Annotated in this window: 12 protein-coding genes; 9 read left to right on the top strand and 3 right to left on the bottom strand. The window is 71.7% G+C overall.

Annotated features, from left to right (window positions below; translation table 11 throughout):
• Nucleotides 1-35: 35 nt before the first annotated feature.
• Nucleotides 36-1,061 (bottom strand): LacI family DNA-binding transcriptional regulator, encoded by a 1,026-nt coding sequence (locus GJQ66_RS08790; protein ID WP_155048961.1) that lies wholly within the window; start codon nucleotides 1,059-1,061, stop codon nucleotides 36-38.
• A gap of 260 nt (nucleotides 1,062-1,321) precedes the next feature.
• Here GJQ66_RS08790 and GJQ66_RS08785 point away from each other — a divergent pair, with 260 nt between their 5' ends.
• The 6 genes from GJQ66_RS08785 to GJQ66_RS08760 all read left to right on the top strand — a co-directional run bounded on the left by GJQ66_RS08785 (nucleotide 1,322) and on the right by GJQ66_RS08760 (nucleotide 8,603).
• Entirely contained in the window at nucleotides 1,322-1,693 is a 372-nt protein-coding gene (locus GJQ66_RS08785) for an L-rhamnose mutarotase (protein WP_155048960.1), read from the top strand.
• Nucleotides 1,694-1,766: 73 nt separating this feature from the next.
• Nucleotides 1,767-2,930, top strand: coding sequence for an L-rhamnose isomerase (rhaI, locus tag GJQ66_RS08780; protein ID WP_155048959.1), 1,164 nt, complete (start codon nucleotides 1,767-1,769; stop codon nucleotides 2,928-2,930).
• Nucleotides 2,930-3,334, top strand: a complete 405-nt coding sequence (locus tag GJQ66_RS08775; RefSeq protein WP_155048987.1) for an alpha/beta hydrolase fold domain-containing protein — start codon at nucleotides 2,930-2,932, stop codon at nucleotides 3,332-3,334. Before rhaI ends, GJQ66_RS08775 begins: the two co-directional genes overlap by 1 nt.
• Nucleotides 3,335-3,374: 40 nt before the next feature.
• Complete coding sequence (locus tag GJQ66_RS08770) at nucleotides 3,375-5,411, top strand: bifunctional aldolase/short-chain dehydrogenase (protein WP_155048958.1); 2,037 nt, start codon at nucleotides 3,375-3,377, stop codon at nucleotides 5,409-5,411.
• Nucleotides 5,412-5,674: 263 nt separating this feature from the next.
• Entirely contained in the window at nucleotides 5,675-7,090 is a 1,416-nt protein-coding gene (locus GJQ66_RS08765; RefSeq protein ID WP_155048957.1) for a rhamnulokinase family protein, read from the top strand.
• Between the two features lie 238 nt (nucleotides 7,091-7,328).
• On the top strand, nucleotides 7,329-8,603 hold the full coding sequence (locus GJQ66_RS08760) for a multidrug effflux MFS transporter (protein ID WP_230379492.1): 1,275 nt from the start codon (nucleotides 7,329-7,331) through the stop codon (nucleotides 8,601-8,603).
• A gap of 13 nt (nucleotides 8,604-8,616) precedes the next feature.
• Here GJQ66_RS08760 and GJQ66_RS08755 read toward each other — a convergent pair whose 3' ends face one another.
• Complete coding sequence (locus GJQ66_RS08755; RefSeq protein WP_155048986.1) at nucleotides 8,617-9,924, bottom strand: MFS transporter; 1,308 nt, start codon at nucleotides 9,922-9,924, stop codon at nucleotides 8,617-8,619.
• Between the two features lie 5 nt (nucleotides 9,925-9,929).
• Nucleotides 9,930-10,361: a MarR family winged helix-turn-helix transcriptional regulator gene (locus GJQ66_RS08750; protein ID WP_155048955.1), complete on the bottom strand. Its 432-nt coding sequence runs from the start codon at nucleotides 10,359-10,361 to the stop codon at nucleotides 9,930-9,932.
• 97 nt (nucleotides 10,362-10,458) lie between these two features.
• Between GJQ66_RS08750 and GJQ66_RS08745 the strand changes: the two genes are divergently transcribed.
• From GJQ66_RS08745 to GJQ66_RS08735, 3 genes are read left to right on the top strand one after another with little or no spacing between them, the layout of a single operon-like run.
• Nucleotides 10,459-11,298: an alpha/beta fold hydrolase gene (locus GJQ66_RS08745; protein ID WP_155048954.1), complete on the top strand. Its 840-nt coding sequence runs from the start codon at nucleotides 10,459-10,461 to the stop codon at nucleotides 11,296-11,298.
• 26 nt (nucleotides 11,299-11,324) lie between these two features.
• The gene (locus GJQ66_RS08740) at nucleotides 11,325-12,374 is read left to right on the top strand and encodes a biotin/lipoate A/B protein ligase family protein (protein WP_155048953.1); all 1,050 of its coding nucleotides are present in this window, start codon (nucleotides 11,325-11,327) and stop codon (nucleotides 12,372-12,374) included.
• Between the two features lie 29 nt (nucleotides 12,375-12,403).
• Nucleotides 12,404-13,318 (top strand): site-specific DNA-methyltransferase, encoded by a 915-nt coding sequence (locus tag GJQ66_RS08735; protein ID WP_230379489.1) that lies wholly within the window; start codon nucleotides 12,404-12,406, stop codon nucleotides 13,316-13,318.
• Nucleotides 13,319-13,327: the final 9 nt, after the last annotated feature.

The following is a 13,327-nucleotide window of genomic DNA, read 5'->3' as shown; positions in this document are numbered from 1 at the left end:
GCCGCGCGCGCCGCGTCGGCGTCCCGCGCGGGGGACTACGACGGGTCAGTGCCCGATTCGGGTCGCGCCCCCGTCGACGCGCGCACGACGAGCTCCGGGTCGAACTCGATCGTCTCGGTCGCGTGGGTCGGATCCGCCGCGAGGGCGTCGAGCAGCGCGAGGGCGGTGGACCCGATGAGGTGCGCGGGCTGCCGGATCGAGGTCAGCGGCACGACGGCGGACTGCGCGAAGGCGATGTCGTCGTACCCGATGAGGGCGACGTCCTCGGGGATCCGCACGGATCCGAGCATCACGAGCGCCTGCATGACGCCGAGGGCGACGAGGTCGTTCACGGCGAAGACGGCGTCGGGGCGGGGCGCGCGCGCCCCAAGCGCCGCGCCGGCCTCGCGGCCCGCGAGCACCGTGAGCTGCTCGGTCGGCACGTGCTCGACCCGGCCCCCCGGGGTCTCCGCCGCGGCGCGCTCGGCGCCCGCGAGGCGGTCGGCGACCTGCCGAAGCGAGCGCTGCCCACCGACGAACGCGATGCGGCGGCGGCCCTGATCGAGAAGGTGCCGGGCGGCGATGTAGCCGCCGTGCTCGTCGTCGACGGCGACGGAGGAGAAGGGGGATCCGGGGGCGGAGCGGTCGACGAGCACGACGGGGATCCCGTGCGCGCGCAGGCGCTCGGCCGTCTCGAGCCGCTCGGAGCTCGGCGAGAGGAGGACGCCCCGGACGCGCTGCTCCTCGAACAGGCCGAGGTACGCGTCCTCGCGGTCGGGCCGCTCGTCGCTGTTGCCGAGGAGGACGGAGAGCCCGCGCTCGGCGGCGGCGTCCTCCGCGCCGCGCGCGAGGTCGCTGAAGAACGGGTTGCCGGCGTCGAGCACGACGAGGCCGACGGTGTCGGAGCGGCCGGCGCGCAGCTGCCGCGCCGCGTCGTTGCGCACGTAGCCGAGCGCGTCGATCGCCGCGCGCACGCGGTCGACCGTGTGCGCCGCGACCGACTCGGGGCGGTTGAGCACGTTCGACACGGTGCCCACCGAGACGCCCGCCTGGTTCGCGACGTCGCGAATGCTGACCGCCATCCGACCTCCTGGACTATCTCCAGGATCCTAGCCGCCCGCCGCCTGCCCGCCGCGGCCCACCCGCCCGTGCCCCCGAACACGACGCAGTCAATTTTCGGCCTCGCGCCCCGGGATCCGCATGTTCTTCGTGTCGACCCCGCGAATTGACTGCGTTGTGTGGGTCGGGTCGGGCGGGGGCGACGCGAGTGCCGCGAGCCGGGCTTGCGGCCGCCGCAAATCCGGACCATAATGAAACGATTCATAAACCCGGAGGTGCCTCGATGGCGAGCGAACCCGATGCCGCGCCCGTGCGCGTGGCGTTCCGACTGCGCGTGAAGCCCGACATGCTCGACGAATACATGCGCCGGCACGACCCCGTCTGGCCCGAGATGCTCGAGGAGATCGCCGCGTCGGGCCGCCGCAACTACTCGATCTTCCACGCTGGCGGCGGCGAGCTCGTCGGCTTCTACGAGACGGACGACGACGCCGCGTCCCAGGCCTACCTCGCCGCGAGCGAGGTCGCCGCGCGCTGGGAGGCAGAGATGGCCCCCTTCTTCATCGCGCAGGAGGGCCGCGCCGACCAGAACGCCCAGACCTTCCCCGAGGTGTTCCACCTCGAATCCCAGCTCCGCGCCGCGCGCGCCCGCGACTAACGACCCACGCGGGGCGTCCGACGATGGCCGCCCGCGCATCCGACACACGCACACAGAGAAAGGCGGGGCCGACATGACGACCCTCTCCCAGGACATCCTCGACCAGCTCGAGAAGCAGGCCATCGAGCTCCCCTCGTGGGCGTTCGGCAACTCCGGCACGCGCTTCAAGGTGTTCCAGACCGCCGGCACCCCGCGGGATCCGTTCGAGAAGATCTCCGACGCCGCCCAGGTCCACAAGCTCACGGGCCTCGCGCCGACCGTCGCGCTCCACATCCCGTGGGACATGAGCGACTTCGACGACCTCCGCAAGCACGCGGAGGACGAGGGCGTCGCGCTCGGCACGATCAACTCGAACACGTTCCAGGACGACGACTACAAGTTCGGCGCCCTCACGCACGAGGACGCGCGGATCCGCACCAAGGCGATCGACCACCACCTCGCGTGCATCGACGTGATGGACAAGACCGGCTCGCGCGACCTGAAGATCTGGCTCGCCGAGGGGTCGAACTACCCGGGCCAGGCCGACATGCGTGGCCGCCAGGACCGCCTCCACGACTCGCTCGAGAAGATCTACGCGCGCCTCGGCGACGACCAGCGCCTCGTGCTCGAGTACAAGTTCTTCGAGCCGGCGTTCTACCACACCGACGTTCCGGACTGGGGCACGTCCTACGCCCAGGTCTCGGCCCTCGGCGACAAGGCGCTGGTGTGCCTCGACACGGGCCACCACGCGCCCGGCACGAACATCGAGTTCATCGTCATGCAGCTGCTGCGCCTCGGCAAGCTCGGCTCGTTTGACTTCAACAGCCGCTTCTACGCGGACGACGACCTCATCGTCGGATCCGCGGATCCGTTCCAGCTGTTCCGCATCGTCTTCGAGGTCGTGCGCGGCGGGGGGCTGAACAACCCCGACGTGCAGTTCATGCTCGACCAGTGCCATAACGTCGAGAACAAGATCCTCGGCCAGATGCGCTCCGTCCTGAACGTTCAGGAGATGACGGCCCGCGCGCTCCTCGTCGACACCGACGCGCTGCGCGCGGCGCAGGTCGCCGGCGACCCCCTCGCCGCGCACCAGGTCTTCATGGACGCGTTCTACACCGACGTGCGCCCTGCGCTCGCCGAGTGGCGCGCCGGGCGCGGCCTTCCCGAGGATCCGATGGCGGCGTACCTCGCGTCGGGCTACCAGGAGAAGATCGAGGCCGACCGCGTCGGCGGCACCCAGGCCGGCTGGGGCGCGTGATGGATCCCCGGGACACGACGATCGAGGGGCCGCACGGCCCGCTCGGTGTGCGCGTGTACCCGGCGGAGCACCCGACCGGATCCGCGCTCGTCTGGGCGCACGGCGGCGGGTTCGCCGCCGGATCCGTGGACATGCCCGAGGGGGACGCCGTCGCGCGCGCGTTCGCGGCGCGCGACGTCCCCACCGTCTCGGTCGACTACCGGCTCGCCCCCGTCGTGGCCGGTTCCCGGTGGGGCGACGAGGACCGGGCGGGGGTGCGCTACCCCGTCGCGAGCGAGGCGGCCGGCGCCGACATCTCCTACCGCGTCGAGCCGGGTACCCGCCACGGCCACCTCAACCGCCCCGACGAGCCCGGATTCGCACCGACGATCGACACGTTCGTCCGGCGCCTGACCACACTTTGACCCCCTGTTCTTCGCCCGCGAAGCTACGAGAGAGACACTCATGACGAACCCCACCGTCGAAGACCTGATCACCCGGTCGAACCGCCTCGGTTCCGACCCCCAGAACACGAACTACGCCGGCGGCAACACGTCGGCGAAGGGCACCGAGATCGACCCCGTGACGGGCGAGCCCGTCGAGCTGCTGTGGGTCAAGGGATCCGGCGGCGACCTCGGCACGCTCACGGAGAAGGGCCTCGCCACCCTCCGCCTCGACCGCATGCGCGCGCTCGTGAACGTCTATCCCGGCATCGACCGCGAAGACGAGATGGTCGCCGCCTTCGACTACTGCCTGCACGGCAAGGGCGGCGCGGCGCCGTCGATCGACACGGCCATGCACGGGCTCGTCGACGCGGCGCACGTGGACCACCTCCACCCCGACAGCGGCATCGCGATCGCGACCGCCGTCGACGGCGAGGAGCTGACGCAGAAGATCTTCGGCGACAAGGTCGTGTGGGTGCCGTGGCGCCGCCCCGGCTTCCAGCTCGGCCTCGACATCGCCGAGATCAAGAAGGCCAACCCGCAGGCGATCGGCACGATCCTCGGCGGGCACGGCATCACGGCCTGGGGCGACACGAGCGAGGAGAGCGAGCAGAACTCGCTCTGGATCATTTCCACCGCCGCGGCGTACATCGCCGAGCACGGCAAGGCGGAGCCGTTCGGATCCGTTCGCGCCGGCTACGAGGCCCTCCCCGAGGCCGAGCGCCGCGCCAAGGCGGCCGCGCTCGCCGCGACGATCCGCGGCCTCGCCTCGACCGACGCGCCCATGGTCGGCCACTTCACCGACGCCGAGGTCGTCACGGACTTCCTCGCCTCCGAGAAGGCCCCCGCGCTCGCCGAGCTCGGCACGAGCTGCCCGGACCACTTCCTCCGCACCAAGGTCAAGCCGCTCATCCTCGACCTGCCGGCCGACGCGTCCGTCGAGGACTCGATCGCCCGCCTGAAGGAGCTGCACGAGGCGTACCGCGCCGACTACGCGGCGTACTACGACCGCCACGCGGACGAGGACAGCCCCGCGATGCGCGGAGCGGATCCGCTCATCGTCCTCGTGCCGGGCGTCGGCATGTTCAGCTACGGCAAGAACAAGCAGACCGCCCGCGTCGCCGGCGAGTTCTACGTCAACGCGATCAACGTCATGCGCGGCGCCGAGGCGCTGTCGACCTATGCGCCGATTGCCGAGTCGGAGAAGTTCCGCATCGAGTACTGGGCCCTCGAGGAGGCCAAGCTCCAGCGGATGCCCGCGCCGAAGACGCACCAGGGCCGCATCGCGTTCGTCACGGGTGCCGCCAGCGGCATCGGCAAGGCCATCGCGAAGCGCCTCGCCTCCGAGGGCGCGTGCGTCGTGATCGCCGACCTCGACCTCGCCAAGGCGCAGGCGGCCGCCGCCGAGATCGGCGGCCCCGACGTCGCCGTGGGCGTCGCCGCGAACGTCGCCGACGAGCAGGCCGTGAAGGCCTCGATCGACGCCGCGCTCCTCGCGTTCGGCGGCATCGACCTCGTCGTCAACAACGCGGGCCTGTCGCTGTCGAAGCCGCTGCTCGAGACGACCGAGAAGGACTGGGACCTCCAGCACGACGTGATGGCGAAGGGCTCGTTCCTCGTGTCGAAGGCGGCCGCGACGCCGCTGATCCAGCAGGGCATGGGCGGCGACATCATCTACATCTCGTCCAAGAACTCGGTGTTCGCGGGCCCCAACAACATCGCGTACTCGGCGACGAAGGCCGACCAGGCGCACCAGGTGCGCCTCCTCGCGGTCGAGCTCGGCGAGCACGGCGTGCGCGTCAACGGCATCAACCCCGACGGCGTGGTGCGCGGATCCGGGATCTTCGCGGGCGGCTGGGGCGCGCAGCGCGCGGCGACCTACGGCGTGAACGAGGAGGACCTCGGCCAGTTCTACGCCAACCGCACGATCCTCAAGCGCGAGGTCGTCCCGGAGAACGTCGCCGACGCCGTGTACGTGCTGACGGGCCCCGAGCTCACCCGCACGACCGGGCTCCACATCCCCGTCGACTCGGGCGTCGCGCAGGCCTTCGTCCGCTGACCCCGCCCGACACAACGCAGTCAATTTTTCGCCCGGTGCGCCGCGTTCCCCGGAACGTCGCCGCCCGGGACGGAAATTGACTGCATTGTGCTCCACGAGAACCCCATGAGTGACGTATCCCGGATCCGCCCCGCGGAGCCCGGCGCCGGCGCAGGAGGCGGCAACACAATGCAGTCAATTTTTCCAGGATCCGCGCGACACGCCGCGTATCGAGCCGCCCGCCTCCAGATTGACTGCGTTGTGGTGAAGCCGGAGGTCGCGCGATGAACGCCGTCGCCGCCGTTGACCTCGGCGCCACGAGCGGGCGCGTGATCGTCGGGCGCTTCGCCGACGGCTCGCTCGACATGACCACGGTCGGGCGCTTCCCAAACGCGCCCGTCACGACGCCGAGCGGCCTGCACTGGGACCTCATCGCCCTGTACCGCGGGGCGCTCGACGGGCTGGCCGCGGCCTTCCGCGACGAGCCCGGCATCGCCTCGATCGGCGTCGACTCATGGGCCGTGGACTACGCGCTCATGCGCGGCGACCGCATGCTCGGCACGCCCTTCCACTACCGCGACGAGCGCACCGCGCGCGGCGTCGAGGCCGTGCACGCCGATGTGCCCTTCGCCGAGCTCTACCGCCGCAACGGCCTCCAGTTCCTCCCGTTCAACACGCTGTACCAGCTCGCGTGCGAGCGCGAGGAGGGCATGCTCGACCTCGCCGACGCGATGCTCCTCGTGCCCGACCTGTTCGGCTGGATGCTCACGGGCGAGCGCGTCGCCGAGCGCACCAACGCGTCGACGACCGGGCTGCTCGACGTCCGGACGAAGAACTGGGACACCGACCTCGCGACCCGGCTCGGGGTCCCGGAACGGATCCTCCCGCGCCTCGTGGATCCGGGCGAGCGCGTCGGCGACCTCCTGCCGCACGTCGCGCGGGAGCTCGGCGGATCCGCCCCGGTCGTCGCGGTCGGATCCCACGACACCGCCTCCGCGGTGCTCGCGGTGCCCATGCGGGCGGATCGCGCGGCGTACATCTCGTGTGGCACGTGGGGCCTCGTGGGCGTCGAGACCGAGACGCCCGTCCTCACCGACGCGGCGCGGGAGGCGAACTTCACGAACGAGGGCGGCGTCGACGGCCGCACGCGCTTCCTCCACAACGTGATGGGCCTGTGGCTGCTAAGCGAGACGATTCGCGAGTGGGAGCGCGAGCCGGGCGCCGAGAAGGTCAACCTGCCCGCCCTCCTCGCCCAGGCCGCCGAGGTGCGCACCCCCGTCGGGATCTTCGACGCCAACGACCCGGTCTTCATGCCCCCGGGCGACATGCCCGGCCGCATCGCGACCTGGCTGCGCGAGCACGACCAGCCGGTGCCGGCCACGCGCGCGGAGTTCGCCCGGTCCATCGTGGAGAGCCTCGCGGAGGCGTTTGCGGGCGCCGTGCGCACCGCCTCGGAGCTGTCGGGGATCCCCGTCGAGACGATCCACATCGTCGGGGGCGGATCCCTCAACACCCTCCTTTGCCAGCTCACGGCGGATCGCGCCGGCGTGCCGGTCGAGGCGGGCCCCGTGGAGGCGACGGCGATCGGCAACCTGCTCATCCAGGGCCGCACGGCCGGGTTCGTCTCGGGCGACCTCGAGGCTCTGCGCGCCGTCGTGGCCGAGGCCTTCCCCCCGACGCGATACGCCCCGCGGGCGTAGGTCCAAAAGCGACGAACCGCCGGACGGGGGAATGCCCGCCGGTGGTTCGTCGTTTCCCCACCCCGCGCGGGTCGCTGGCGGGCCGCGCGCGCGATGCTCTAACGTCGCGAGAAATCCCCCGCACACCCCCGAGCGAAAGCGATTCCGCGTGACGAACGACGCCCGCGACTCCAGCGTGCACCCGCCGACCGGCATCATCCCGACCGCGACGGGTATGATCCCGATCCCGACGGGGTCGATGCTCGTGCCGGACAGGGTCCGCTCGGCGGGCGGCGAGACGGCGCACGTCCACAAGGGCGATCAGCTCTCGAGCGCGCGGCGTTTCGCGTACGTCCTGCTCCTCGGCGCGCTCACGGCGCTCGGACCCTTCACGGTCGACCTCTACCTGCCGGCGTTCCCGCTCCTCGAGGACGACTTCCAGACGACGAGCGCCGCGGTGCAGCTCACCCTCACGGGCACGATGGTCGGCTTCGCGCTCGGCCAGCTCATCGTCGGTCCCCTGAGCGACAAGGTGGGCCGGCGCACGCCGCTCCTCATCGCGACGAGCCTGCACCTCGTCGCGAGCCTCGGCGCGGCGCTCGCGCCGTCGCTCGAGCTGCTCGGCGCCGCGCGCGTCCTCATGGGCATCGGCGCGGCCGGCGGCGGCGTCGTCGCGATGGCGATGGTGCGCGACCTGTTCGGCGGGCGCCGGCTCGTCATCATGCTTTCTCGGCTCGCCCTCGTCACGGGCGTGGCGCCCGTGATCGCGCCGCTGATCGGATCCGCCCTGCTTGAGGTCATGCCGTGGCGCGGCATCTTCGTCGTGCTGTTTGGCTACGGGCTCGCGATCCTCCTGTGCGCCCTGTTCGCCCTGCCCGAGACGCGGCCCGCGAGCGACCGGGCGACGGCCGACACCGTCTCGATCCGCCACCGCTACCGCGTCGTCTTCTCCGACCGCGTCTACGTGGGCGTGCTGGTCATCGGCGCCATGACCTTCTCGGGCCTGTTCTCCTACCTGTCGTCCTCGTCGTTCCTGTTCCAGGAGACGTTCGGGCTGACGACCATGCAGTACGGGCTCGTGTTCGCGGCCAACTCGGCGGGGCTCATCCTCGGCAACCAGATCGCGGCCCGGCTGGCGGCCCGGTTCGGCCCGCAGTGGGTGCTCGCTTTCTCGACGGGGGCCCTCGTGGTCACGTCGGCCGCGATCCCGATCACCTCCGCGCTCGTGCCGGGCCCCTGGGGCGTGATCGTGCCGCTGTTCCTGTTCATGACCTCGTGCGGGTTCACGTTCCCCTGCGCGCAGGTGCTCGCGCTCGACCGGCACCCGGACGCGGCCGGGACGGCGGCGTCGGTCCTCGGCGCGGCGAACAATGGCGTCGCGGGGATCATCTCGCCGCTCGTCGGCCTCGTCTCGGCGGCCAGCGGCATCACCCCGGTCTCCATGGCGTCGATCATGATCGCCTGCGCGCTCGTCGGCGCTGCGGCGCTGTGGTTCATCGTGCGCCCGCGGACGCTCGGGGGCCTCTCGGCCTGAGCGGATCCGCCCGTCAGGCGCGCGCGCCGGGGGCCGGATCCGCGGGGCCCGGATCGATCGTCGGCATCGCGACGGTGATGGGGCGCGTCTCGTCGATCGTCAGGCGGAAGCGGGCCCGCTCGGCCCGGTGCAGGCGTCCCGACCAGATCAGCCAGACCGCGCCGATCGCGGCGGCGACAAGCCCCGCGGCCCCGCCCACGACGATCGCCGAGCGCGGCCCCCAGGCGTCGGCGATCGCGCCGACGAGCGGCGCGCCGATCGGGGTGGAGCCCATGATGACCGCGAGGTACAGGGCGAGCACGCGGCCGCGCAGGGCCGGATCCGTCGTGGTCTGGACGAACCCGTTCGCGGTCGTGAGCATCGTCACGGTGCAGAACCCGATCGCCACGCACACGAGGGCGTAGCCGAGGTAGGCGGGCATCGCGGCCGAGACGATCGAGACCACGCCGAAGCCGCCCGAGGCGAGCATCACGACCCGCAGGCGCGCGCGGTCCCGCCGTGCCGCGAGCAGGGCACCCGCGAGGGATCCGATCGCCAGCGCCGAGCTGAGGAGCCCGTAGCCGTCCGCGTCGCGGCCGAACTCGACCGCCATCGTGGAGGCGAAGATGGGGAAGTTCATGCCAAACGCGCCCATGAGGAATGCCATCGTGAAGGTCACGACGAGGTCGGGGCGTCCCCACACGTAGCGCGCGCCGTCGGCGAGGCGCCCGGATCCGCGCCGCGGCCGGACCCGCGGTTCGAGCTCGCCCGTCCGCATGGCGGCGAGGGCCGCGAGCATCGCCGCGAAGGTCGCCGCGTTGACGATAAACACCCAGCCGCTGCCGACGACGATCAGCAGCACACTCCCGACCGCCGGGCCGATGAGGCGGGCCATGTTGAACGAGGCCGAGTTCAGGGCCACGGCGTTCGAGGTGTGCGCGCGGCCGACGATGTCGCTGACGAACGCTTGCCGGGCGGGCGCGTCGAACGCGTTCGCGACGCCGAACAGGGTCGCGAGGACGAGCATGAGCGGCAGCGTGAGGACGTCCGTGAGGAGCAGGACGCCGATCGCGACCGACAGGATCCCCAGGGAACCCTGCGTGAGGAACAGGAGCGTGCGGCGATCGAATCGGTCGGCCACCCACCCCGTGACGCCGACGAGCACGAGCGGCGGGCCGAACTGGCACGCCATCGTGATGCCGACCGCCGTCGCGTCGTGGTCGGTGAGCTCGGTCAGGACGACCCAGTCCTGCGCCGTCGACTGCATCCACGCGCCGACGTTCGAGATGAGGGCGCCGAGGAACCACACGCGGTAGTTGAACACCCCGAGGGAGCGGAACATCGTCGTCATCGGTGCACCTCGCGCAGGATGATCTCGGCCGCCCGGTGCAGGGTGTCGCGCTCGCCTTGCGGGAGGTCGACGAGGATCCGCGCGAGCCACGTGTCGCGGCGGCGCACGGTGTCCTCGACCACGCCGGTCCCGGCCTCCGTGATGGCGATCTGCACCTTGCGGCGGTCGCCCGCGTCCGCGGAGCGGGCGACGTAGCCGAGCTCCTCGAGGCCGTTGACGGTGCGGTTCATGGAGGGCGCCGTGATGCCGTCGCGCTCGGCGAGCGCCGTGAGGGTGTGCGGGCCGTGCAGGTGCAGCGCCACGAGCACGGCGAACTGCCCGTCGCTCATCGTGGACACGGAGCGCTGCTGGCGGATCCGCCGCGCCAGGCGCAGCGTCGCGGCGCGCAGGTCGGAGGCCTCGCGGGAGAGGGGGTCGTCGTTTGTCATACGAATAGTTAGTTTAGGCCATTAGTTCTGCTAAGGATCCGGTCGCCCGCGCGGCGGGGCGGATCCCGCGCGTCCCGGCGGGTGGGATGATCGGCGCATGGCCTCCTTCGTCGACCGACTCGGAACCCGGATTCACTACGACGTGCGGCGCCCGGACGGCCCGCCCCGCGGCGTCGTCCACGTGCTCCACGGCGTCGGCGAGCACGCGGGGCGCTACGGCGCGCTCCTCGACGCGCTCGCCGCGGCGGGGTGGGCGGCGTACGCCGACGACCACCGCGGGCACGGCCGCACGGGCATGGAGCAGCACGGCCGGGCCGAGCGCCTCGCGCACCTCGGCGCCGGCGGCCACCGCGCCGCCGAAGACGCCGCCTGGCGCATGTCGCAGATCGCGCGCGACGAGAACCCCGGCGTCCCGTTCGTCATCCTCGGGCACTCGTGGGGGTCGTTCCTCGCGCAGATCCTCGTGAACGACCACCCCGGCGCATACGACGGGATCGTGCTCGTCGGATCCGCCCTCCGCTGGCCCGGATCCCTCAACGCCGCGCCGCTCAACGCGCGCTGGGCCGGGCCCGGCGCGAAGGGCAACGAGTGGATCTCGGAGGATCCGGCCGTGCAGGACGAGGCGCTCGCGGATCCGCTCATGACCCAGACGCCCCTCGCGAGGGCCTTCGGTCCACTGAACACCTTGCGCCTCGTCGGGCGCCCCCGGCGAGGCCTCCCCGACACTCCGACGCTGCTGCTCGTCGGCCGCGACGACGCCGTGGGCGGGCCGCGGTCCGTGCACCGGCTCGCGGAGGCGTATCGCCGGCGCTCGGGGTTCACCGACGTGACGACCCACGTCTACGAGGGGCGGCACGAGATCCTCAACGGGTTCGTCCAGGAGCGCGTGCGCGCCGACATCCTCGGGTGGCTTGACGCCCGCTTCCCCCGTTCCTGAGAGCGGCGGCCGCGTACGCTTAAGGCATGCACGGCGAATATAAGGTCCCCGGCGGCAAGCTCGTCGTCGTCGATCTCGAGGTGACGGACGGCCGGATCAGCGAGTTCGCGCTCGCGGGGGACTTCTTCCTCGAGCCGGACGACGCGCTCGGCGACATCAACGCCGCCGTCCTCGGCATGCCCGACACCGCCGAGGTTCCGGCGATCGCCTCGGCGATCCGGCGCGCGCTACCGGAGGGCGCGCAGCTGATCGGCTTCACCCCCGAGGCCGTCGGGACGGCCACCCGCCGCGCGCTCGTGACCGCATCGACGTGGTCCGACTTCGCGTGGGAGATCGTCGACGACCCGGCCGTCTCGCCGCTCATGAACCTCGCCCTCGACGAGGTGCTCACCTCCCGCGTCGGCGCGGGGCGCCGCACCCCGACGCTGCGCATCTGGGAGTGGGACCGCTCGGCGGTCGTCATCGGATCCTTCCAGTCGTACCGCAACGAGGTGGATCCGGCCGGCGCCGAGAAGCACGGCTTCGAGGTCGTGCGCCGCATCTCGGGTGGCGGCGCCATGCTCATGGGCGCCGAGCAGATCATCACGTACTCGCTCTACGTGCCCGCCTCGCTCGTCGCGGGCCTCACCTTCGCCGACTCGTACGCGTACCTCGACGACTGGGTGCTGCAGGCGCTCGAGTCGGTGGGGATCCGCGCGACGTACCAGGGCCTCAACGACATCGCGAGCCCCGAGGGCAAGATCGGCGGCGCCGCGCAGAAGCGCCTCGCGAACGGCGGGATCCTGCACCACGCGACCCTCAGCTACGACATCGACGGCGAGGTCATGACCGAGGTGCTCCGCATCGGCCGCGAGAAGCTCAGCGACAAGGGCACGACCTCGGCCGCCAAGCGCGTGGACCCCCTGCGCTCCCAGACCGGCATGGAGCGCCGGGCGATCATCGACGCCTTCATGGACGTGTTCGCGCGGCTGACGGGCGCGACGCGCGGATCCATTACCCCCGAGGAATACGCCGAGGCTGAGGAGCTCGTGCGGACGAAGTTCGACACCGACGCCTGGCTGCACCGGGTCCCGTGACCGCCGTCGACCCCGCCCCGCAACGGGGTCTGTCCCTCGGCGCGCCCGTCGCGATCCACCACGGCGACAACCTCGAGGTCATCCAGAAGCTTCCGGACGCCGCCTTCACGATGATCTACCTGGATCCCCCCTTCAACACGGGCCGCAAGCGGCAGCACACGACGCAGCGCGTCACGCACGCGCCCGATGCCGTCCACATCGGCAACGTCGCCGACGACCCGGACGGCGCGCTATTCGGCGAGGATTTCCTGCACGCGACCGAGAACCCGGTCTGGAACGGGTTCCACGGCCGCAAGTACGAGCGAATCCGCCAGACCCTGACGACCTTCGACGACCGTTTCGACGACTACTGGGCGTTCCTCGAGCCGCGTCTGAGCGAGGCGTGGCGCCTCCTGGCCGACGACGGCACGCTCTACCTGCACCTCGACTACCGCGAGGCGCACTACGCGAAGGTGATGCTCGACGCGGTCTTCGGGCGCGATCACTTCCTCAACGAGATCATCTGGGCCTACGACTACGGGGCGAAGAGCAAGTCGCGCTGGCCCACGAAGCACGACACGATCCTCGTCTATGTCAAGGATCCGGACCGGTACCACTTCGACTCCGACGCGATCGACCGCGAGCCGTACATGGCGCCGGGGCTTGTCGACGTCGACAAGGCGGCGCGCGGCAAGCTCCCGACGGACGTCTGGTGGCACACGATCGTGCCGACGAGCGGACCTGAGCGCACCGGCTACCCGACGCAGAAGCCCGAGGGGATCCTCGCGCGCATGATCAAGGCGTCCACCCGCCCCGGCGACCGCGTGCTCGACTTCTTCGCCGGATCCGGCACCACGGGCGCGGTGGCCTCGCGCCTCGGCCGCCAGGCAGTCCTCGTCGACGGCAGCCCTCGCGCCATCGAGGTGATGCAGGCGCGCATGCCGCACGCGGTCGTCATCCGGTAGGCCGCCGTT

The sequence above is a fragment of the Microbacterium sp. ZXX196 genome (assembly GCF_009709595.1).
Classification (GTDB): domain Bacteria; phylum Actinomycetota; class Actinomycetes; order Actinomycetales; family Microbacteriaceae; genus Microbacterium; species Microbacterium excoecariae.
The sequence above is the reverse complement of the archived record's forward strand: the minus strand, read 5'-3'. Positions and strand labels throughout refer to the sequence as shown.

Excerpts from the sequence above, each read along its gene's own strand:
- GJQ66_RS08755 (WP_155048986.1), bottom strand. The coding sequence starts at position 9,924 with ATGTTCCGCTCCCTCGGGGTGTTCAACTACCGCGTGTGGTTCCTCGGC.
- GJQ66_RS08785 (WP_155048960.1), top strand. The coding sequence starts at position 1,322 with ATGGCGAGCGAACCCGATGCCGCGCCCGTGCGCGTGGCGTTCCGACTG.
- GJQ66_RS08740 (WP_155048953.1), top strand. The coding sequence starts at position 11,325 with ATGCACGGCGAATATAAGGTCCCCGGCGGCAAGCTCGTCGTCGTCGAT.
- rhaI (WP_155048959.1), top strand. The coding sequence starts at position 1,767 with ATGACGACCCTCTCCCAGGACATCCTCGACCAGCTCGAGAAGCAGGCC.
- GJQ66_RS08745 (WP_155048954.1), top strand. The coding sequence starts at position 10,459 with ATGGCCTCCTTCGTCGACCGACTCGGAACCCGGATTCACTACGACGTG.
- GJQ66_RS08760 (WP_230379492.1), top strand. The coding sequence starts at position 7,329 with ATGCTCGTGCCGGACAGGGTCCGCTCGGCGGGCGGCGAGACGGCGCAC.
- GJQ66_RS08790 (WP_155048961.1), bottom strand. The coding sequence starts at position 1,061 with ATGGCGGTCAGCATTCGCGACGTCGCGAACCAGGCGGGCGTCTCGGTG.
- GJQ66_RS08770 (WP_155048958.1), top strand. The coding sequence starts at position 3,375 with ATGACGAACCCCACCGTCGAAGACCTGATCACCCGGTCGAACCGCCTC.
- GJQ66_RS08775 (WP_155048987.1), top strand. The coding sequence starts at position 2,930 with ATGGATCCCCGGGACACGACGATCGAGGGGCCGCACGGCCCGCTCGGT.
- GJQ66_RS08750 (WP_155048955.1), bottom strand. The coding sequence starts at position 10,361 with ATGACAAACGACGACCCCCTCTCCCGCGAGGCCTCCGACCTGCGCGCC.
- GJQ66_RS08765 (WP_155048957.1), top strand. The coding sequence starts at position 5,675 with ATGAACGCCGTCGCCGCCGTTGACCTCGGCGCCACGAGCGGGCGCGTG.